This window comes from Sorangium sp. So ce124, assembly GCF_051525235.1.
In the GTDB taxonomy this organism is placed as follows: Bacteria; Myxococcota_A; Polyangia; order Polyangiales; family Polyangiaceae; genus Sorangium; species Sorangium atrum.
Window position 1 is genome coordinate 13,596,381 of the sequence record NZ_CP150312.1, and the last position, 21,041, is coordinate 13,617,421.

Annotated in this window: 17 protein-coding genes; 11 read left to right on the plus strand and 6 right to left on the minus strand. The window is 74.0% G+C overall.

The annotated features are described in order from the left end of the window. Positions 1 to 63 precede the first annotated feature (63 nt). Complete coding sequence (locus WMF19_RS51020; protein WP_437896991.1) at positions 64 to 2,124, minus strand: hypothetical protein; 2,061 nt, start codon at positions 2,122 to 2,124, stop codon at positions 64 to 66. Between the two features lie 429 nt (positions 2,125 to 2,553). Between WMF19_RS51020 and WMF19_RS51025 the strand changes: the two genes are divergently transcribed. The 11 genes from WMF19_RS51025 (at position 2,554) to WMF19_RS51075 (ending at position 17,845) form a co-directional block, all read left to right on the plus strand. Then, entirely contained in the window at positions 2,554 to 2,910 is a 357-nt protein-coding gene (locus WMF19_RS51025) for a hypothetical protein (protein WP_272096808.1), read from the plus strand. Positions 2,911 to 2,998: 88 nt separating this feature from the next. Then, complete coding sequence (locus tag WMF19_RS51030) at positions 2,999 to 4,315, plus strand: YcaO-like family protein (RefSeq protein WP_437896992.1); 1,317 nt, start codon at positions 2,999 to 3,001, stop codon at positions 4,313 to 4,315. Next, positions 4,293 to 5,033 (plus strand): hypothetical protein, encoded by a 741-nt coding sequence (locus WMF19_RS51035; RefSeq protein WP_437896993.1) that lies wholly within the window; start codon positions 4,293 to 4,295, stop codon positions 5,031 to 5,033. The genes WMF19_RS51030 and WMF19_RS51035 overlap by 23 nt, the downstream gene beginning before the upstream one ends. Then, a complete protein-coding gene (locus WMF19_RS51040; RefSeq protein WP_437896994.1) occupies positions 5,030 to 6,835 on the plus strand; it encodes a SagB family peptide dehydrogenase in 1,806 nt (601 codons plus the stop codon). Before WMF19_RS51035 ends, WMF19_RS51040 begins: the two co-directional genes overlap by 4 nt. Beyond that, positions 6,822 to 7,601, plus strand: a complete 780-nt coding sequence (locus tag WMF19_RS51045) for a nitroreductase family protein (protein ID WP_437896995.1) — start codon at positions 6,822 to 6,824, stop codon at positions 7,599 to 7,601. The genes WMF19_RS51040 and WMF19_RS51045 overlap by 14 nt, the downstream gene beginning before the upstream one ends. Continuing rightward, positions 7,598 to 10,174, plus strand: coding sequence for a lantibiotic dehydratase (locus WMF19_RS51050; protein WP_437896996.1), 2,577 nt, complete (start codon positions 7,598 to 7,600; stop codon positions 10,172 to 10,174). The genes WMF19_RS51045 and WMF19_RS51050 overlap by 4 nt, the downstream gene beginning before the upstream one ends. Continuing rightward, on the plus strand, positions 10,171 to 12,798 hold the full coding sequence (locus WMF19_RS51055; protein WP_437896997.1) for a thiopeptide-type bacteriocin biosynthesis protein: 2,628 nt from the start codon (positions 10,171 to 10,173) through the stop codon (positions 12,796 to 12,798). Before WMF19_RS51050 ends, WMF19_RS51055 begins: the two co-directional genes overlap by 4 nt. A 49-nt stretch (positions 12,799 to 12,847) precedes the next feature. Next, positions 12,848 to 14,137 (plus strand): YcaO-like family protein, encoded by a 1,290-nt coding sequence (locus WMF19_RS51060; protein WP_437896998.1) that lies wholly within the window; start codon positions 12,848 to 12,850, stop codon positions 14,135 to 14,137. Beyond that, the gene (locus tag WMF19_RS51065) at positions 14,134 to 15,540 is read left to right on the plus strand and encodes a TfuA-like protein (RefSeq protein WP_437896999.1); all 1,407 of its coding nucleotides are present in this window, start codon (positions 14,134 to 14,136) and stop codon (positions 15,538 to 15,540) included. The genes WMF19_RS51060 and WMF19_RS51065 overlap by 4 nt, the downstream gene beginning before the upstream one ends. Further along, complete coding sequence (locus WMF19_RS51070) at positions 15,537 to 16,499, plus strand: ABC transporter ATP-binding protein (protein ID WP_437897000.1); 963 nt, start codon at positions 15,537 to 15,539, stop codon at positions 16,497 to 16,499. Before WMF19_RS51065 ends, WMF19_RS51070 begins: the two co-directional genes overlap by 4 nt. Then, positions 16,496 to 17,845, plus strand: a complete 1,350-nt coding sequence (locus WMF19_RS51075; RefSeq protein ID WP_437897001.1) for an ABC transporter permease — start codon at positions 16,496 to 16,498, stop codon at positions 17,843 to 17,845. Before WMF19_RS51070 ends, WMF19_RS51075 begins: the two co-directional genes overlap by 4 nt. Before the next feature lie 48 nt (positions 17,846 to 17,893). On the opposite strand, the gene WMF19_RS51080 is transcribed toward WMF19_RS51075, so the two are convergent. The 5 genes from WMF19_RS51080 to WMF19_RS51100 all read right to left on the minus strand — a co-directional run bounded on the left by WMF19_RS51080 (position 17,894) and on the right by WMF19_RS51100 (position 21,018). After that, on the minus strand, positions 17,894 to 18,388 hold the full coding sequence (locus tag WMF19_RS51080) for an SRPBCC family protein (RefSeq protein WP_272096820.1): 495 nt from the start codon (positions 18,386 to 18,388) through the stop codon (positions 17,894 to 17,896). Continuing rightward, positions 18,372 to 18,704: an ArsR/SmtB family transcription factor gene (locus tag WMF19_RS51085; protein ID WP_437897002.1), complete on the minus strand. Its 333-nt coding sequence runs from the start codon at positions 18,702 to 18,704 to the stop codon at positions 18,372 to 18,374. The genes WMF19_RS51080 and WMF19_RS51085 overlap by 17 nt, the downstream gene beginning before the upstream one ends. Positions 18,705 to 18,915: 211 nt before the next feature. Continuing rightward, complete coding sequence (locus WMF19_RS51090; RefSeq protein ID WP_437897003.1) at positions 18,916 to 19,392, minus strand: hypothetical protein; 477 nt, start codon at positions 19,390 to 19,392, stop codon at positions 18,916 to 18,918. A 418-nt stretch (positions 19,393 to 19,810) separates the two neighbouring features. After that, a complete protein-coding gene (locus WMF19_RS51095) occupies positions 19,811 to 20,329 on the minus strand; it encodes a hypothetical protein (RefSeq protein ID WP_437897004.1) in 519 nt (172 codons plus the stop codon). A gap of 230 nt (positions 20,330 to 20,559) precedes the next feature. Then, complete coding sequence (locus WMF19_RS51100; protein ID WP_437897005.1) at positions 20,560 to 21,018, minus strand: MmcQ/YjbR family DNA-binding protein; 459 nt, start codon at positions 21,016 to 21,018, stop codon at positions 20,560 to 20,562. Between the last annotated feature and the right edge of the window lie 23 nt (positions 21,019 to 21,041).

Below are 21,041 nucleotides of genomic sequence, written 5' to 3' on the forward strand. Positions count from 1 at the left end.
CCTCGCCGGGGGCCCGCCACGTCCTAGATCACGGCGGCGTGCTCGCCCCCACGAACGGGGGCCTCAGTTCTCGCTATCGGGCAGAGGCGGAGGCGGCGGCAGCGCGCGGGGGGGCTCGAGGCGCGTCGGCTCCGCCTTGCAGTCGATGGTGCGGCCATCGCAGCCACAGACGTTCCCGCCCAGATCCTCGTAGACCGCCGGGGAGCGCTCATCGACGTACCTCACGAGGTAGAGCGGCTCGCACGTGAAGGTCGTCGATGCGAGCCGCACCGTCGCGCCGACGTTGTAGATGCCGGCCGCGGTGCTCCGCTCGATCACGCTGTCCCGGACGAGGGCGTCCGCCTGACCCGTCTCGTTGTCGTAGGCGATGATGCCGTAGCCGTAGCCGTTCTCGCCGTCGAGCGTGCGCCCCAGGGTGTCCGTGATCGTCGTCGAGTCGACGGTCGCGTCCGAGTCGCTGAGGAAGAGGCCGCCGTCCCTGCTCCGCTCGATCAGGACGTTGCTCAGGCGCGCGCTCGCGCGCTCGCCGAGCTCGGGCAGCGACTGGACATTGACGCCCCGGCCGACTTCCTCGTTCGACGGCAGCGGCCTCGTGTCCCGCACCACGGTCGAGTCCAGGGTCGCGTCGGCCCCGAAGATGGCGATACCCATCCCGTAACTGCCTTCCACCGCGCTGCCGCGCACCTGGGCGCTCGCGCGCCGCTGATCGTGCGCGATCTCGAGCCCCGCGCCGTAGTCCGGCGCGCCGGGGAGGATCTCCCGCACGAGGAGGCCATCGATCTCGACGTCGGAGCCGTTGACGACGACCCCCCTCTCGCGGCTCCGCTCGACGAGGACGTGCCGCAGCGCCACGCGGGCGGGGCGGCCGTCGACGCGGCTCGGCTCGGTGTAGAGGCCCATGCCGTGGCCCGGATCGCCCTCCGTCAGCGCCAGGCCCGTGTCGCGCACGACCGTCGCCTCGATGGTCGCCTCCGCGCCGATCATCGCGATGGCGGCGGTGTGGTTCCGCTCCAGGACGCTGCCCCGGACCGTGAGGGTCCCGGGATCGAAGCTCGGGATATGGGTCGCCGCGAGCCCGGTGCCCGGCAGGTCCGCCGCGAGCCAGGCGACGTCGCGGACGACGCTGTCCTCGATGACGCCGTCCGCCCCGGAGAACCTGATACCGAGCCCCCCGACGCGCTCGATGACGATGGATCGCGCCGTCACGCTCGCCCGGCGCTCGAACGACTCGACCTGCATCGCGATCGCATGGCCGTCGAACGGGTGCCCCGGGTCCCCGGTGGCGAGATCGATATCGCGCAGGACCGTGCCCTCCAGCGTCACGGCGGCGTCCGCCACGACCATGCCCGCGCCCGTCGTGTGCTCCACGAGCGCCCCGCGCACGATCAGGCTCGTTTTGAACTCCAGGCCTGCGGCGAGCACGCCGACATCGCTGGTGTCGTGGATCCAGACCCGCTCGACCAAGACATCGCGCGCGTTCGCCACACCGAGGCCCATGCCCTGCCCGCGGACAGCGAGGTCGTGGATCTCCGTGGCGCTCGCGCCCTTGTCGACCTGGACGGCGATCGCCGCGGGCGGCCCGACGATCTCGACGCGCGCGGGGCACCGGCCCCAGAGCCGCACGGGCTGCCCTGAGATCAGCAGCTCTTCGGCGTAGCTGCCCTCCGCGATCGCGATCACGGAGCCCTCGGCTGCGTGGTCGATCGCGTCCTGGATCGTCGTCCACGGTTTGGCCTCCGTGCCGTCGCTGTCCGCCCCGGCGTAGGCCGCGTCGACGAACTCGGTCGTCTCATCGATCGGCGCGTCGCCCCACGGGCCCGTCCCGCAGGGAGCGACCTCACGCCACGCCGCCTCGCCGGGGACGGCCATCTGACCTGGCGGGCCCGCCTCCGCCGGCAGGACGGGCACGCAGCCCTGCGCTCCGTCGGGCGTGAAGCCGCTCCCGCACCGCCCGGGCGGGACCCCCGCCGGCTCACAGCCCGTGGCGGTCTCCACCGCGCCCGGTGGGCACGGGAACGCGGGCCCGGCGTCCGGCCCTGCGCCGTCGTCGGGTTCAAGGCGCTGCACGCACGCAGTGAGCAGGGCGATCTGCAGGAGGGAGAGGGAGAGCCGGTGTTGACGCATGGTGCTTCGGTGCCTCGCGGGAACGATACGCGCTCCTCGTCCCCGAGGCGTCCTCGGAGACACACATGCGCATGTTGAGCGAAACCTCGCTCAGTTGCGCGCGTAGTTGCGCATCGAGGGCCGCATCGTGGGGATGCCGCCCGCGCCCCAGGCGCCGCTCCGCCGGTCCCGGGCTGCGGTCGTGAGCTCGGGCCCCGCGGCATGCGCGTTGCTTGAAGGTTGGAAGGACCGCGAGCTTCGGGGCTGGAGCGGCGCCGGAAGGCACGCTCGCTGTCCGGCTCGACGATCACGGGGTGTCACAGGCGACATGCCGCCTTGGACCTCAAGGACTCTTCGGAGCGCATCCGAGAGGGCGCGCGCGGTCGTTCGCGAATCATCGCGAGCGACCGCGCGCGTCGATACGTAGTCAACGTCTGTAAGGAGATTGCCATGCTCACCATCCAGAATACCGAGTCGATGTTCGAGACGCAGACGACCGCCGGCGCGACCGACGTCGTCGACACGAAGGCCGGCGTGCAGCGTCTCGAGCTCACCCTCAAGAAGATCAGCGAGAAGAGCAACGAGACGCTCCAGGCCGTCCCGCTGAGCTCCGCCTGTACGAGCGGGTGCTTCTCCTCGGTCAGCTCGATCAGCGTCTCGTCGAATTCGTCCTTCGACAGCCTCGACGAGGGGCAGCTCGAGAGCGTCATCCGCATGCACGACAAGGCGATCGACGTCATGGGCCAGGACGCCCTCGTCTCGGCCGCGATCGCCAAGGGCGTCGAGCTCGGCGCCGACAAGAAGTGAACCCGTAGGCGCACCCTGGGCGGCCCGGACGCGTGTTGCGCGTCCGGGCTCCCGGGGCGCCGCCCGCCCCGCTCAAGGAGCCGCCGCCATGCCGGAGATCTCGCTCATCGATCGCCTCGCGCCGCTCATCGACGAGCGCTGCGGGATCATCCGCCGTGTCCGGCGCTTCATTTTTCCCCCCGGCTTCGAGGGGCAGATGCACGGCTTCACCGCGTTCCTCGGCAGGCCCGCGGCGCTCCACCCGGGGCCGTCCCGCACGGGCTCGGAGCTCGGGTCGCTCACCGGCTCCGGCACGGCCGTCGACGAGACCACGGCCCAGATCCGGGCCGTCTGCGAGGCCCTCGAGCGCTACTGCGGCGTCATGTACCCGACCGAGGGGGTGCTGCGCGCGGCGCCGCGCTCGCTCGGCGATCGCGCGCTCGATCCCGCGCGGCTGCCGCGCTGCTCTGCGCGCGAGCGGGCCCGCGCGCCGTCGACCTTCCGCCTGCGCGAGCCCGATCCGGATCGCGACGAGCTCTGGGTGCGCGGCTTCTCGCTCACCCACGAGCGCCCGATCTGGGTGCCGCTCACGGCGACGTACATGGGGTTGCCGCTGCCGATCCGCGAGCACGCGCTCTTCCCGCTCTCGACGGGGTTCGCGGCGGGCGCGACCTTCCGGCAGGCGATCCTCTCCGGCCTGTGCGAGGTGATCGAGCGCGACAGCCTCGCGCTGTTCTGGCTGCACCAGCTCCGGATGCCGCGCATCGCGCCCGGGAGCGCGCGGAGCCCGCTCGTCGCGGCGCTCCTTCGCAGCGCCGAGGCCGCGGGCACGGAGACGGCGCTCCTCGATCTCACGACCGACGTCGGCGTCCCCGTGATCGGCGCCGTGCAGACGTGCGCGCACGGCGCGCCGCACGCGATCGCGATGGCGGCCTGCCGCCCCGACGGCGAGGCCGCGGCGGCGCGCGTCCTCGAAGAGGTGGGGAGCCTGCGGGTGGCGCTGAGCGAGCCCGCTCCGCCGGTCACCCGGGCGTCGTTCTTCACCGACGCCGATCAGACACCCGAGTCGTTCGGGCGCCTCTACGCGGGGCCCGACGGGCCGGCGCGGTTCGCGTTCGCCACGCGAGAGGCGCCGGTCGCGACCGCCTTCCCCCGCCCGATCGAGGGCGACGACCCGCTCGCGGCGATCGTCGCGCGGCTCGCCGCGCTCGGCATGGAGGTGGTCGCCGTCGACGTGACGATGCCCGAGGTCCGCGACTTCGGGATCGTCGTCGTGAAGGTGATCGTGCCCGAGCTCCTGCCCATCAGCTTCACCCACCACGCGCGGTACCTCGCTCACCCTCGCCTGTACGACGCGCCGGAGAGGCTCGGGTACGGCGCTCGCACAGAGGAGTCGATCACCGATGATCCGATCCCGTTCGCCTGAGGAGAGCCCGGCCTCGGAGCGCGCCGCCGGCGCGCCCGCTGTGCACGTCATCCGTGACGGAAAGCTCGGCGCCCGCTGCGCGGAGCTCCTGATCGGCGCGGGGGCGCGGGTCACGACGTCGGCGCTGGGCACGGGCGCGCCGGAGGCGCTGCCCGGCGCGGTGATCGTCCTCGCGACCGATCGCCCCCGGCCCGCGGCGGCGCTCGCGCTCGACGCGGCGGCGTTCGCGGCACAGGTCGCCTGGACGTCGGGCACGCTGCTCGCGCACGAGCTCCGGATCGGGCCGTCGATCGTCCCCGGCCGCACGCCGTGCTTCGCCTGCTTCTCGCGGCGCGTGCGCTCGGTCGCGCTCGACCTCGAGGCGCACGACGCCCTCGAGGCGCTCGGGGCCTCGGGCGACCTTCGGCCCTGGTTCCAGGGCGAGCTCGCGGCCGTCACCGAGCAGGCCGCGGCGCTGCTCGCCGCGGAGGCGCTCGCGCTCTCCAGGGAGCGCTGCGCGCCGGAGCCGCCCCGCGCCGGAGCCGCGCGCATGGGGCGCTTCTGGGAGTGCGACGTCACGTCGGGCGCGCTCCGCGCGCGGCGCTTCGCCCGGGTCGGGCTGTGCGGGCGGTGCGCCGCCGGCGAGCACGCTGCGGGGCGCGGGGCGTCGCTCGCGGGGTACTTCGCCGAGCACCCGCTCGCGATCGCCGGATCGTCCGTCGTGGGAGGTGACCGATGAGCCCGTCCGATGATGCCTACGAGGCCCGCGATCTCAGCCGCTTCGCCGAGCTTTACTGGGAGCTCCGCTGCCCGGAGCGCCCGCGCTTCGTCGAGGATCTCCTCCGCGTGACGCTCCCGGGCGGAGCGCTCCACGTCCTCGGCGGCGAGGCGCAGATCCTCCAGGGAGCGTCGCTCCCGTGGGTGATGGAGAACCTCGTGCCGCTGCTCGACGGGACGCGCACCGTCGGCGACGTCGAGGCCGCGTTTCCGGGCGTCGTCGCCTCCGACCTGCGGGACGCGATCCACCTGATGCACATGCACGGCATGCTCGAGGAGGGCGAGGGCGCCGCGGCCGGCGAGGCCGAGGAGCCGCGCCGGGCGCAGCGCGCGTTCTTCAGCAGGTATCTCCGCCGGACCGGGCGCAACCGCAGCCGGGGGGAAGCGCAGCGGGCGCTCGAAGGCGCGCGCGTGCGCGCGCTGGGGGACGGCGACGCGCCGCTCGCGGGGATGCTCGTGACGATGCTCCGCGAGGCGGGCGTCGCCGACGTCCGCCTCGCCGCGAGCGCCGGGGAGCTCGCGCAGGGCGAGGTCGATCTGGCCGTGGTGATCGGCGACCAGGGAGCGCTCGAGGCGGCGGCGCGCGCGTGCATCGCGGCGCGCGCCCCGATGCTCGCGGCGAACCCCGGCACGTGGACGATCGGACCGCTCACGATCCCCGGGGCGTCCGCGTGCCCGGCGTGCGTCCGGCTTCAGATCGGCGCTGCCGCGGCGGATCCGGCGCTCGACGACGGCGCCGCTCGCGCGCTCTGGGGGCGCGCGCTCGTGAGCCGGGTCGCGCAGCACGTGATCTTCCACGCGAGCGGGCTGCTCGCGGTGGCCCCGCTGGAGCACGTCGAGGTGTGGCGGCCCGGCGCCGGCGAGACGGCGCTCCACCCCTTCATGACCAGGCTGCCCAGCTGCCCGCTCTGCGGCGGCGACGCGCCGCCGCGGACGGCGACGCTCCCGTCCGGCCACGCGGAGAGCCTCGCGCGGATGTTCCACAACACGACGGTCGTCCAGCCGTGGCACATCGGCCAGCACGCGGGGATGCAGGCGCACATCAGCCCGGAGGTGCGGAAGCTGCAGAGCACGCCGGCCGCGCCGTCGCCGCGGCGGCCTCCGGAGGGCGCCGGCACGCAGGTCACCGCGCCGCTCGGCGCGGCGTTCGGCGCGCCGGCGGGGGCCGCGCTGTCGCGCCGGCGCGACGCGACGGGGACGCTCGACGCGGGAGCGCTCGGCGCGCTGCTCGAGCTGAGCTTCGGCGGGCGCGTCGAGCGCCGCGCCGAGGGCGAGGCGCACGTGCGTCGCAACACCGCGTCGGCCGGGAACCTCGGCTCGGCGGAGGCGTACGTCGCCGTGGCGCGGGTCCCCGGGATCGCGGCGGGCGTCCACCGGTTCGAGCTCGCAGCGCGAGCGCTCGCGCCGCTCCGCGCCGGCGTGGCCGCGGGCGCCCTCGCGCGCGCCGTACTCGCGGGCGGGAGCGCCGAGCACGCCGCGGCCGTGGAGTCCGCGGGCGCCGTGATCGTCGTCGTCGGATCGGTCGCGCGCGCGTGCTCCAAGTACTACGCGCGCGGGTACACCTACGCGCTGCTCGACGCCGGGTTGATGGCCCACCGCGTGGAGCTCCTCGCCCAGGAGCTCGGCCTCGCGGCGACGGCGGTCTGGACGTTCGACGACGAGGTCGTCGCAGGCGTCGTCGGCGTCGATGGCATCGATCTCGCACCGCATCTCCTCATCGCGCTCAGGGGCGCAGCCACGGAGGCCCGCGATGTCTCTCGCTGATCACAGGATCTCGTCCACGCTCGCCGCGGCGACCCAGCCCCTGCGCGGGGTCGCCGAGCTCGTCGTCGCGAGCCGCTACCCCGAGACGCGGCCGTCGACGGAGCCGGCGCTGCCCGCGCCGTCGCCGCTGCCCGGGGACGCGGAGCGCGCCCTCTCGCTGCCCGCGCCGCGCGCGCTCGAGCCGGTCCAGCGCTCGCTCGCGTCGGTCATCGCCGCGCGGCGGAGCGGAAGGCTGGCGGCGGGGGCCCTCGACGCGGCGACGCTCGGGACGCTGCTCGCGGCCGCCGCGGCGCGGCCGGCGGGGCTCGCGGACGCGACGCTCGATCCGCTGCTGTTTCCGGTGATCTTCGACGTCGACGGTGTCCCGCCCGGCGCGCACCGGTACGACCGCGGCGAGCATCGCCTCGCGCCGATCGGTCCGGCGTCGCGCGCGCGGATGGCCGAGACCGCGATCCTGCAGCGCGAGCACGCCATGGGCGCGGCGGTGCTCTTCCTGGTGGTCCCGATCGGGCGGTGGCTCGTGGCGTTCGGCGATCGCGGCTACCGGGGCGCGGCGTTCGCGGCGGGGTGGCTCACCGACCGCCTGTACCTCGTCGCGGAGACGCTCGGGCTCACCTACACGGCGACCGGCGGCTTCGCCCCCGCGGTGGTCGACGAGGTCCTCGGGCTCGACGGCCGCGATCATACGGCGTTCTTCGCGTTCGCCGTCGGAGGGCACCGCCAGCCGACATCCCGCGAGGCGGCTCGCGGAGGGCAGCCGCGATGAGCCGCGGGTTCCATGTCGCGCCGTGGGGCGCGCTGCGCGTCGCGGGGATGGCGGCCGACGCGCTCGTCGGGCTCCGCCTTCGCGAGAGCCCCGCGGTCGAGCTCGAGCTCGCCGTGGCCGAGCTCGAGCTCGCGGCCGCGCGGGCGGACGCGGCGGCGCGCATGTTCGACGTCGTGCGCGGGTGCGAGGACGAGGCGCTGCGCCGCGCGGCGCTCGAGGTGAAGCGGCGGCTGTTCAACGGAAAGGCCGTGGCGGCCGGCGCGCTCGAGGGCGCGAGGATCGCGCCGCCGGAAGGGGCGCGCGCCGCGCTCGCGCTCGTCGAAGCGCGCGCGGCCCGGTGCGCCGCGCTGGAGGAGCGCTACGAGGCGACGTTCGCCGCGGAGTGGATCGCCGCGTCGGAGCGCTTCCGGCAGACGCTCGGGAGCTCGCGCCTGCTCGGGGGGATCCTGCTCTCGAGCGCCGACCACTGGACCACGGCGCAGAAGCTCGCGGAGATCCCGAGCGGCGCGCCGCTCACCTCGGCGCAGCAGATCCGCGAGGCCACGATCGCGCGGTACGTCTTCCGCGCCACGACGCGGACGACGCCGTTCGCGGGGTTCGCGGGCGTCGCGCTGCTCGACCTCTCCGCGTCGCCCCCTGGCGTCAGCGACGCGCCGCGCGCGCCGCACGCGCCGCACGCGCCCGAGGAGGCGCGGTGGCGCAGCCTCCCGCAGCTCGCGCTCGCGCACGCCGGGGAGCTCGTCGCGCGCGCGATGTCTTCTTCGTCTTCTTCTCCGGCTGACCCGGCGGCTCACGCCCCCGCACGCGCGCGCCTGCCGCTCCGGATGAACCCGCTCCGGCGCTTCGCGGCGGGCGCCGCGCCGTCGGTCGTGTTCTCGCGCGCGGGGTCGGGCGAGCTGATGTCGCTCGGGTGGACCCCCGCCGTCGCCCGCCTCGTCGAGGGCGCCGAGGGGCGCACGCTCGAGGACGCCGCCCGGGCGCTCGCGTCGGATGACGCCGACGAGCGAGCGTGCCGCGACGTCCTCGAGCAGCTCGTCGAGGCGGGCATGCTCGAGCCGGCGAGCGTCCCGATGGGGCCGACCCCTGCAGCGCTGCGCGCCGTGGCAGACGCCCTGCGCGAGATCGGGTGCGCGGGCGCGTCGGACGAGCTCCGCTCGGCCGCGCGGCGCCTCGAGGACTACGCGACCGCCGACGTCGAGACGCGCGCGCGCCTCGCCGCCGAGCTCGGCCGCGGTCGCGGGCGCTCGGCCGTGCTCGAGGATGTCATGGTGGACGGCGCCTCCGGCGCGGAGCTCCCTGCCACGCGCGGGGCGCTCGCCGCGGCGCTCGAGCCGGTCGTGCGCTTCGTGCGCGCGAGCGCCTGCGGGGCCGCGCACCGCCGGCTCTGCGCGGCGTTCGTCGAGCGGTTTGGTCGTAACGGCGTCTGCGACGACGTCGGCGGCTTCGTGACCGAGATCCTCGAGGACCCGCGGCGCGTCGCGCTCATCCGCGGCGCGTCCGAGCCGATCCGCTGGATCGACGCGGAGCTCGGCCGCGTCGCCGCCTCGGCGACGGGCGACGTCGCGCGCCTCGATCCGGGGCTCTTCGAGGGGCTCGCCGCCCCGGACGCGCCGTCGTCGATGGCGCTCTTCCTCCAGATCGCGCCTCCCTGCCCGCGCGACGGCGGAGAGCCGCGCCTCGTGCTCAACGGCGCGCAGGCCGGTCGCGCGAAGTACCTGTCGCGCTACCTCGCGGACGCCGCGGGGCGCGCCCCTCAGGCCCTCGAGGCGGTCCGCCGCCGCCTGGCGCAGGAGGACGGTCCGCTCCCCGTCGAGCTTTCGCCCACGCTCGGCCTCAACTTCCAGGTGCACCCGCGCCTCACGGAGTGGGCGCTCGAGCTCCCGTGGGAGCCGAGCGCGCCCGGCGACAAGGTCCTCCCGCTCCGCGATCTCTCCCTCCGCTTCGACGCGGCGGCGGTCGAGCTCCGGCTCCGATCGCGCCGCCTCGGCCGCGAGATCGAGCCGCTCCACCTCGGCTTCCTGCGGGACGCCGCGCTCCCCGATCCGCACTTCCTGCTCCGCGCGCTCTCGCCGCGGCTCCGCGACGACACGGTCGCGGAGCGGGCGGATCTCTACAACGTGCTCGATCGCCTCGATCTCGCCCGGGGCGTCGCGCTGGCCCCGCGGCGCCCGCGCCTCACGGTCGGTCGCGTCGTGGTGGAGCGCGCGCGGTGGGCGATCCCGGTGAGCGCGGTCCCGCGCAAGGAGCCGAAGCAGCCGTACGCATCGTATTTCCGCGCGATCGCGCGCCTGCGGCGCGAGCGCGAGATCCCGAGCCGGGGGTTCGCGCGGTACGTCGGGCGGGAGGTGGCCGGCTTCGGCTTCACCGAGACGAACATGTACGTCGACTGGGAGAGCCCGTTCACGCTGATCGGGCTGGCTCGCCTGCTCGGCGGTCCCAGCGACGGGAGGAGCGGGTACCTCGTCTTCACCGAGCTCCTGCCGGAGCCCGAGGCGTCGTGGCTGCGCCTCGACGGGAGGCCGCACGCGGCGGAGCTGCTTGTCGAGATCGACGGCGAGAGGAGCGCGCGATGAGCTGGATCTACCGGAAGCTGTTCCACGATCGGGGCCTCGAGGGCGAGGGGACCGACGCGCTCCTCCTCGGGCTGATCGATCCGCTCGTGTCCGAGCTCGAGCAGAGCGGAGCGATCGATCGCTTCTTCTTCCTCCGGTACGCCGAGGGAGGCGACCACCTGCGGCTGCGCGTGCGCGTGGCGCCAGGGCGCGACCCCGTCGACGTGGCGGCGCGCGTGGACGCCGCGGCGGCGTGCTGCACCGCCGTGTCGCGCGCGGAGGCCGCCCCGTACGAGCCGGAGCTCGAGAAGCACGGAGGGCCCGCGGGGATGGAGATCGCGGAGCGGCAGTTCTTCGCGTCGAGCAGGTTCGCGCTCGGCTGCATCCGGAAGACGGCGGGGCGGCCGCGGGCGCGCGCCCTCATCGCGGTGTGCGCGCTCGACGCGCTGCTCGCGCGCGCGGGCGTCACGGGCGACGCGCGGCGGTCGTTCCTGGCGGGGTACGCGCGGCACTGGCGCACGTTCGCCCGCGCGATCTCGGGCATGGAGCTCGTCAGCGCAGCGCCGGACGCCGAGTCGGTCTCGCTGGTGCGCGCGCTCGTGCGAGGGGAGGGGCTCGCCGCGCTCGGCGAGCTCGTCGACGACGAGCGCGCGCTCCTCGCCGCGTTCGACGCAGATCTGCCCGAGCTCGCCGAGGCGTCGCGGCGCGGAGCGCTCGGCGTGCCGCTGGCGACCGTCGTGACCAACCTCGCCCACACGTTCCATAACCGCCTCGGGCTCACGCTCGCCTTCGAGGTGTGGGTGGCCGATGCGCTCGCCGAGGCGAACGCGCTCGCCGAGGCAGGCGCCCCGCACGAGCCGCCGCGGGCTCGCCCGCCGAGCGTCTCGCCGGGCGAGGCGTGGCAGCGCCTCGCCCGCGCGGCCGAGCAGCGCCGGCCCGTCACCGCGCTCCTCGACCCCGGCGAAGGCGCCGCGCTCGACGCGCTCCGCGACGCGGCCCGCCGCGCCGGCCTCCGGTTCCTCGCGCCCGCCGCGCCCGCCGGCGGGATGCCCGCGCCGTTCGCGCTGCTGCGCGCCCTCGCGGACGCCCACCCGGCGGGCGGCGCGCTCCTCGCTGCCCTCGGCCGCATCGAGGCCGCGCACGACGCGCCGGAGTGCCCGCTGCCGCCCGACCCGGCTTCCGTGGCCGAGGCGCTCCGCGTCTTCCTCGCGGAGCACACGCTCGAGCCCACGGTGCTCGTCCTCCGCGACGTCGACGGCGTCGACGCCGACACGCAGCATGCCGTCGCGTTCCTCGCGCGCGCCCTGGAGACGGAGCCGCTCGCCCTCGTCCTCACCGCGAGCGGGCGCCCGAGCCCCGGGTGGGCCGCGATCGTGGCCGAGATCGACGAGGGGCCGGGGCTCCTCCGCGTCGCGACCGCGCCCGCGCCCGGAGGCGAAGCCGCCGCCCCCGCGGTGACGCCGGGGCCCGCGACGGTCGCGCGGGGCGAAGCGTTCTGCCGCGCCGGCGCGCTGCACGAGGCCGCCGCGATCCTCGGCGACGCCCTGGCGTCGCCCGGCCTCTCGCCCGCGGCGCGGGCCGACGCGCTCGTGGCGCTCGCGAGGACGACGCTCCGCATGTCGCGCCCCGCCCTCGCGCGGAAGGCGGCGGAGGCGGCGCTCCGCCTCGGCCTCCCGGAGCGCCGCCGCGCGCTCGCGCGGCGCGTCCTCATCGCCGCGCTCCACAACCTGGGCGAGACCGCCGCGCTCGACGCGCTCCGGGACGAGGTCGCTCAGCAACGCTTTGCGCCCGGCGCGTCCGCCGCGGAGCGCTGCTGGGCGGAGCTCGACGCCGCGCTCGTGTGCGCCACCGACGAGCGCCGCGCCGAGCACGAGGCGCGGCTCGACGCTCTGCTCGCCGCGCCGCGCGGCGACGCGCCGCCTCAGTGCCTCGCCGCCGCGCACGCGTGGCGCGGCGCCGCGCACGCGGCCAGCGGCGAGCACGAGCGCGGCCTTGCTCACCAGCGCCGGGCGCTCGCCTTCGCCGAGGAGCTCGCCGATTTCCGCCGCGCCCTCATGGTGCGCGTGCGCCTCGCGAGCAGCGTCGCGGCCGCGGGCGAGCTCGCCGAGGCGGCAGCGCTCTTCGACATCGCGGCCCATCACGCGGCGTGGATCGGCCTCTTCGACCTCGCGTCGCTCGCCGCGCAGAACGCGATCTCGCTCGGCCTCGCGCGCCGCGACGCTGCCCCGGTCCGCGCGTGGCTCGACGGCGCGCGGCCCGCGCGCGCCCGCGTGTGGCGCTCGCCGTACGGCGAGCTCGCCGTTCTCTACGCGCGCGCCGAGTCGGCCCTCGCGCGGGGGGAGGCCGCGGCGGCGAGGGCGCACCTCGATCGCCTGCGCGCGCGCCTCGCCGCGCTCGGTGGAGCCGCCCCGCGGAGCGCGCCCCTGCTCGCGCTCGCCGCGGCGCACCTCGAGGCCGACGTCGCCGCAGCCGCGGGGGACGACGCCGGCAGGGCGGCCGCGCTCGCGCGCGCCGCGGAGCTCACCGCGGGCGTGCCGCCGGAGGAGCGGCGGCTCGTCGCGGCCATCGCCCGCGCGCGGCGCGACGCCTGCCGCGGCGACGGCCGCCGCGACAGGCCGGTGGTCCTCGGTTTGCAAAGCCCCTGAACGAACTCGAGCCGCGCCCGTCGCGGGCGCAGAGCGAAGGAGAAGCATCGTGGAGACTCTGACCAAGCTTCCGCCCATGCCTGGGCTCTCGGGCCCCGAGAAGAAGCGCTTCATGAACGGCACCCACCGCGCGGCCTCGCCCGAGGAGACCCTCGATCGGATCAAGGGCTTCATGCCGGCGATGGGGATCACGCGGATCGCCAACGTCACGGGGCTCGACGCGATCGGGATACCGGTCGTCGTCGTCTGCCGCCCCAACTCGCGCTCTCTCTCGGTCAGCCAGGGAAAGGGGCTGACGCTCGCGGCGGCGAAGGTCTCGGGGCTGATGGAGTCGATCGAGGCCTATCACGGCGAGAACATCGTCCGGCCGCTGCTCCTCGGCTCCTCTCGCGAGCTCTCGCGCTCCCACGCCATAGCCGATGTCTCCGCGCTGCCGCGGACCTCGAGCGCGCCGCTCGACGAGGACACCGCGCTCCTGTGGGCCGAGGGCTACGACCTCATGCGCGGCGCCCCTGTGTGGGTCCCCTACGAGCTCGTGCACGTCAACGCCACCGCGGCGGGCCGCGTCAACCCGGGTATCTTCTGCTGCTCGACCAACGGGCTCTCGTCGGGAAACGGGATCCTCGAGGCGGTGAGCTACGGTATCTGCGAGGTGGTCGAGCGCGACGCCACGGCCGTGTGGGGGGCCCTCACCGACGAGGAGCGGGACGCGAGGCGGCTCGATCTCGACAGCATCGATGATCCCGGCTGCCGCGAGGTGCTCGCGAAATTCTCGGCCGCCGGGGTCGCCGTCGGCGCGTGGGAGACCACCTCCGACGTCGGTATCCCCTCGTACGAGTGCCTGATCGCCGAGCGGACGGAGGACGCCGTCCGGGCGCTCCACGGCTCCGGCGGGCAAGGCTGCCATCCGTCGCGCGCCGTCGCGCTGCTGCGCGCCCTCACCGAGGCCGCGCAGACCCGGCTCACGGTCATCTCGGGCGCGCGCGACGACCTCCTCCGGACCGAGTACGACCGCCACCGGAGCCCCGATCAGGTCCGGCACCTCCGCCGGCTGCTGACGGCGCGCGGAGAGCGCCCGTTCTCCGCGGGGCCCACGTTCGCGGGCGACACGTTCGAGGACGACGTCGCCTGGCAGCTCGAGCGGCTGCGCGCGGTCGGGATCGACAGCGTCGTCGCCTTCGATCTCACGAAGCCGGAGTTCGGCATCCCCGTCGTCAAGATCGTGATCCCCGGGCTCGAAGGGATCCACTCGTTCCCCAACTACATCCCTGGCCGTCGGTTCCGCCGCGCGCTCGAGCGCCGGAGCGGGAGCGCGGCGAGCCTGAAGGAGATCGCATGAGCATCATCGTCTTCATCGGTCCGACCCTCTCGCTCGAGGCCGCGCGGGCGGAGCTCGACGCCATCTATCTTCCGCCGGTCTCGCAGGGCGACGTCTACCGGGCATGCGCCAAGCGCCCGAGCGCGATCGCGATCATCGACGGCTACTTCGAGCGGGTCCCCGCGGTCTGGCACAAGGAGATCCTCTTCGCGATGGCGCAGGGTATCCACGTCTTCGGGAGCTCCAGCATGGGGGCGCTGCGCGCCGCCGAGCTCTCCGCCTTCGGCATGGAAGGCGTGGGCGCCATCTTCGAGGGGTACCGCGACGGCCTCATCGAGGACGACGACGAGGTGGCCGTCGTCCACGGCCCCGCGGACAGCGGCTTTCGCGCCGGCTCCGAGGCGATGGTCAACCTCCGCAGGACGTTCGACGCCGCGGCGGCCGCGGGCGTGATCACCGCCGCCACGCGCGACGCGCTCACGGCGATCGCGAAGTCTCTTTACTATCCCGACCGCGCCTATCCCGTGATCCTCGACGCCGCGTCCCGCCATGGCGTCCCGCAAGGCGAGCTCGCGTCGCTGCGCGACTTCCTCCCGAAGGGGCGCGTCAACCAGAAGCGCGACGACGCGATCGCGCTGCTCCGGCACCTCCGCGCGCGCGCCGAGGCGGGCTTCTCGCTGAAGACCGTCACGTACAGGTTCGAGGTCACCGAGTTCTGGTGCCGCGCCGAGCAGGCCGCCGGCGAGATGGTCGTCGCGGAGCGCCCGAGCGCCGGCGATCCGTCGCCGTATGAGACAGTCGCCCTCGACGGCATCCTCGACGAGCTCCGCCTCGACGCGGCGGCCTACGGCCGGGCGAAGCGCGGCGCCATGCTCCGGTACCTCGCGCTGCAGGAGGCCGAGCGGCGCGGCCTCACCGTGGACAACGCCGCGCTGGAGCGGACGTCCGACGCCTTCCGCCGCGAGCGGCGGCTCTATGAGCCCGACGACGTGAAGGCGTGGATGCGTCGGTTCAGCGTCGGCTGGGGCGAGCTGACGCGGCTGCTCCGCGACGAGGCGCTCATCGGCTGGGTCGAGAAGGCGACCGACGAGGTGGCGCAAGGCCACGTCCGCGACCACCTCTCGGTCTCCGGCGAGTACGCGGAGCTGCTCTCTCGGGCCCGCGACAAGCAGCAGCGCCTCGCCGAGCTCGGCCTGTCGAACCCCGCCTTCTCCGACGCCGGGATGGCCGAAGGCGACCTGATCCGGTGGTATTTCGAGCGATGCCTTGGCGCGCCCGTGCCGCCCGATCCGGCGGGCGCGCTGCGCTCCGCCGGCTTCGCCGACGCGGACGAGTTCAAGCGCGTGGCGCTGCGCGAGGTGTGTTATCGCCGCGCCGCGCCCGGCGACCGGGCCGCGAGCGCCTCGGCCCCGGAGCGCCGATGACGCCCGCGATCTCGCTCCGCGGGGCGACGAAGGTCTTCGCGTCGCGCCGGGCCGTCGACGCCGTGTCGTTCGAGGTGCGGCGCGGCGGCGCCACCGCGCTCCTTGGCCGGAACGGCGCTGGAAAGACGACGACGATGCGCCTCGTGACAGGCATCCTCCTCCCCGACGAGGGCGCGGTCGAGGTGCTCGGAGGCAGGAGCGACAGCGTCGCGATCCGCGATCGTGTCGGCTACCTCCCGGAGGAGCGAGGCCTGTACAAGCAGATGCCGGTCGCCGAGCACCTGGCCTTCCTCGGCGAGCTCAAGGGCGTCCGCCCGCGCCGCGCGCGCGAGAGCGCCGCGCGGCTCCTCCGGTCGCTCGAGCTGGAGCACGTCGCGCGCGCGCGGATCGAGACGCTGTCGAAGGGCAACCAGCAGAAGGTGCAGCTCTGCGGCGCGCTCGTCCACGACCCGGAGATCCTGGTCCTCGACGAGCCCATGTCGGGCCTCGATCCCGTCAACGCCGTGCTCGTGAAGCGGCTCTTCGGGGAGCTCCGCGCCGCCGGAAAGACGCTGTTGCTCTCGACCCACGTCATGCCGCTCGCCGAGAGCCTGGCCGACCACGTGGTCGTCGTCGATCGGGGGCGCGTCGTCCTGGAGGGGCCCGTCGGCGAGGTGAAGGCGTCCTTCGCCGGCAACACCGCGCGGATCGAGTTCGACGGCGACGGCACCTTCCTCCTCGGCGTCGACGGCGTGGTGAGCGCGCGGATCGAGCCCGGCGCGGCGGAGCTCGTGCTGCGCGACGCCGGCGACGCGCAGCGGGCGCTCTCGGCGGCGCTCTCGCGCCTCCGGGTGCGGCGGTTCGAGGTCTCGTCGCCGTCGCTCGGCGACATCTTCTCTCGCGTCGTCGGCGAGGGCGCCCCGCCGCCGCTCGCCCACAGGGCGCGCGCGGGCCGGGGCGCGGCGCTGGAGGCATCGTGAGCCGCATCCTCGTCGTCTTGAAGCGTGAGTACGTCGCCGCAGTGAAGACAGCGTCCTTCGCCCTCACGACGCTCCTCCTGCCGGTCCTCTTCGCCGCGGTGGGACTGCTCCCTGCGCTCATCGTCGCCGTCGGCGCCGGCGACCGCTCGGTCGTCGTTGTCGACGGGACAGGCCGGCTCCGCGGGGTCGTGGAGGCCGCCTCCGCGGGCCTCGCCGAGGAGGCGTCGGCGCGGTCCGCCGCGAGGTCGCTCGGCGCCGCGATGGGCAGCGCTGTGCTCCCGAGGGCCGCCCGGCTGCGGCTCACCTACGTGGCTCCCGGTGACGCCGCTGCCACGAGCGCGGCCGTCGCGGCGCTGCTCGACGGCGCGAGGGCGGGCGTCGAGGCGGGAGAGCACGGCGTGGACGGCGTGGTGGTGCTCCCGCCCGCGATGCTCGAGGACCCCGGCGCGCGGGGCGCGCTCTACGCGAGGGGGGCTGACCTCGACGCCGTCGAGCACGCCGCGGCGGCGGTGGCGCGCGGCGTCGCCGTGGCGCGGTGGACGGCGCGCGGCCGCGACCCCGCCGAGATCGAGGGCCTCCTGTCGCCCCCTGCGTTCGATCCTGCGCCTCTCTCCTCGAGCGGCCCTGGGGGCCCCGGCGGCGACCTCGACATGCTCGTCGCCTTCGGCTTCGGCGGCCTGCTCTTCGTCGCGATCCTCCTGAATGGTCGCGAGATCTTGCGCCGCATCGTGCAGGAGAAGTCGGACCGTATCATGGAGATCCTCCTCTCCTCGGTGACGCCGTTCGAGCTCCTGTCCGGGAGGATCCTCGGCCTCGCCGCCGCCGGCCTCACGCAGATCGTCGTGTGGCTCGGGATGGCGGCTGTCGCGGGCGCCGCGATCGGCGCGCTGGGAGGGCCGCGCCTCATCGACGCCGAGACCCTGCTTCGTCCCATGGTCGCCGTGTACTTCGTCGTGTTCTTTCTCCTGGGATATCTCGTGAACGTGGCTGTCTATGCCGTCGGGGGCGCGGCCGCGAGCTCCGAGAAGGCCGCGCAGCAGCTGATGAGCCCGATCTCGATGGCGCTCTCCGCGCCGCCGTTCTTCCTCGTGATCATCGCCGGTCACCCTGGCTCGACGCTCGCCGTCGTGCTCTCGATGATCCCGATCTACGCCCCGATGGTGATGTTCGTCCGGGTCCTCGTCTCCGAGCCGCCCCTCTGGCAGATCCTCGTCGCCATCGGCGGCACCGGCGCGACCGTGCTGCTCTTCATCTGGGTCGCCGCAAGGATCTTCCGGATAGGCGTGCTCTCCCATGGAGCGACGCCGAGCCTCCGTGAGCTCTGGCGCTGGGCCCGCGCCAGGTGACGCGGGCCGACGGCGCGATCGGCTGTCCGAACGCGCGGCGCAGCGCTTTCAAGCTGCCGACAGCGTCTTGCCTGTCTCGAGCAGCGTCTTCAGATCGCTCAGGATGTAGCTCCAGCCTCCGCCGGCTTCCTTGATCGCGCCCGAGGTGATGGCAGCCGTCTTGGGCGCGTCGCCGACCTCGTGGGTCACGGTCAGCGACGTGATGCCGTAGGGGCTCACCTCGATCTCCCAGGTCAGTCGCCTGAAGCCTTCCTCCTTCATCTCGGGATCCCAGAGGATGCGCCACGTCTGAACGAGCTTTCGCGGAGGGTCGGCCTCGATGACCTCTCCATCGATGATGACCTTCGGGCCGCCGTGCTGGGCCATCTCCGCGTTCGCGAACGCCTGGTATTTGCCGCCGGGGCGCAGATCGTACTCCGCGCGGGCGCAGTAACCGTATTTCTCGATCCACTCGGGCTTCGTGATCGCATCCCAGACCGCCTCGGGCGTCGCCTTGATGTGGACTCGGTAGACGTGGACCGGCTTCTCACTCTTCGTCGTCATTGTTCTCCTCCAGCTGCTTCTTCAGATCGACGAGCGCCGAAATGCGCCCCTCCGTGTACTTGTCGATCCAACGATCGTGGATCTGGCGAATGGGGACCGGGTTCAGGTAGTGAAGCTTCTTCCGGCCCGATCGAACGGTGACGACGAGCCCCGCGGCTTCGAGCACACGAAGGTGCTTCATCACGCCGAACCGCGACATCTCGAGCTCGGACTCGAGCTCCGTGAGCGTGAGGCCGTCACGCGTGAAGAGCCGGTCGAGGAGGGAGCGCCGGGTGGGATCGGCCAGCGCCTTGAAGACGCGATCGTCGTCCGTCACCCCCTTGATATGTTACTAAATGGTCACCTGTCAAGGCCCGGGATGCAGGGACAGCGCGGATCCGGGGCGGACCGCTGCGGGTGCTCGGATGTAGGATGCGAGGGGCCACGGCAGCTTGGCGCTCGCGCTCGACGACCGAGGGCATTGGCGCGAGGCGATGCGGTGACGCGGCTGGATCGAGAGCGGCCGGTGAGCGAGGCGAGGGGCGACCTCAGAAGCCTTCGCCGTTCTCGAGGAGCGACGGGCACTTCGCGCGGACGCCCGCGCACTCCTCAGGTGGCTGCAAGAGGTCGAAGTCGGACCCGCACGAGAGCGCCTTGAGGGTGCCAGCCATGGCGATCAGGCAGGTCTTGGCCTCCGCGACCGTGACGGTGCACCCCTCGAAGTCGTACGTGAAGCACCTGGTCGACGTCAGAGGTTCATTTGCAGAGATGAGGCACGCCCGCCAGATGGCCACGCACTCCTCTATCCCGGAGGAGTTGAGCAGTCCGACGAGATCGCACTGGTCTGCTTTCGCGAGCTTCATCGGCTGTTCGAGATCGTCGCACACCTGGTTGGCCTCTTGGCTCGTCAGCTCGCCGAGCAGCTGGTTCTCGTCGAGGGCGATCGCGGTCTCGCCCCCCTCGTCACCGCACGCCACGAGCGCGAGCCCAGCCGCCAGGACCCCGAGAAGCGTCATCCGTCTCATTCGAGCTCTCCTTGACAAGGAAGGTGCGCTCGTGGCCGTTCAGGACCCGCAGGCACCCCGTTCGCCTGACGATACCCACGCTCCGCGCTCTCGGGCAGCGTCCCCAGCCGGATCGCCACGTCGGCCTTGCGTGCCACGCGGTCGACCAGCTCGTCGGTGAAGCTCGGAGCGGTGGACGGCGCGGGATGGCGCTCGAGGCGTGCCGGTCGCGTTCAGCTTGTGGCGGTGCTCGGCCCACCGCACGTCATGGCGTGCGCGCGGAGGAGGCGTGACGGGCGCGGCTCCCGACAGGGAGCTTTACCGCGATGGCGATGAGGCCAAGAGCCTCGGGCTATTCCTGGCCGACCTCGTGGCGCTCAGCGCGCGCTTCGATGTCGTGCCGCCCCAGAACGATCGGTCAGCGGGGCGCTGGGCGACCTCAGGAGCCCTCGCCGCCGGTCTCCCCGGTGGCTACGATCTCCGGGCACTTCTCGGTGAGGGCCGCGCACCCTGCCGGGGGCTCCCCGGAGGTGTCGGGCGGCGTCGCGCACGTGATCGCCTTGACGCCGTCGGCCTGGGCCTTCATGCAGGCCTTGTACTCCGCCACCGTCGCGGTACAGCCCGCGAAGCCCTCGGTGGAGCACCCGCCGTCGCCCTGCGAGGGCTGCTCCGGGGCGCTCATGCACTCGGCCTTGGCGGCCTCGCAGTCACCCCCGAACGCGCCGGCGAACGCGCCGGCGACCTCGCACAGGTCTTCCTTCGTGACATTGATCGACGCGGCGAGATCCTGGCACACCGCCTGGGAGTCCGCGGCCGTCAGCTGGCCGAGCTGCTTGCCGTCGAGGTCACCTCCGCTCTGGCTCCCGGTGTCCCCCCCGTTGCCCCCGTCGTCGTCGCCGCCGCAAGCCGCGAGCGCGAGGCCAGCCATCAGCAATCCAACAAGCTTCATCCGTGTCATCGAGCGCTCCCTCATCGAGAATGTTCACCAGCGTGTCCGCGCGGTGCTCGAGGACGGCTCCGCCAAGGAAGCGAGCGGGCTGCATCGTCGGCCGGGCAGGCGCGCGGGCCGGACCTACTACGACCGCGGTTCAATCTTTCTTCCTGCTGGAGAGAAATAGACGGCGGCCTCGGGCGCGAGCCCTGCCGCGCGCGGCCGAGGCGTGCTTCGGCCGCGCGTCGCGGCGCTGATCAGGGGGCGCGCCGACGTTTCCGCGGGCGTGAGGGTGCGTCCGGAGGAGCCGCCGGCTTCCCGCTGCGGCCGGCGTCCCACTGCGCGACCACGCGCTTCGGCGCCACGCGACGCCATGCGCCCACCAGCAGCTCTTCCAGGAGCGCCCGATCGACGCGGCGGAGCTCCACCCGCGTCCAGCCCTGGTGCCCCCACGGCGTCACGGAGAAGACGTCGGGCTGCGCCTGCACCAGGCTGTCTTGTTCCTCCAGCGACAGCTTGAGGACCGCGTGCTCCTCCGCCACCCAGTGGGTCGCGAAGATCTTCCCTCGCACGCGGAACGACGGTTTGCCCCAATGGTCCTGCTCCTCGGCCTCGGGAAGCGACAGCGCGAGCCTCTGGAAGTCCTCGGAACGGAACGCAGAAGGAACATGCGTGGGAGGGGGAGGCGTGGAAGGCGTGGGAGACCCGCTCGACATGGTGTTCGCTCCTTCGAAGCTTA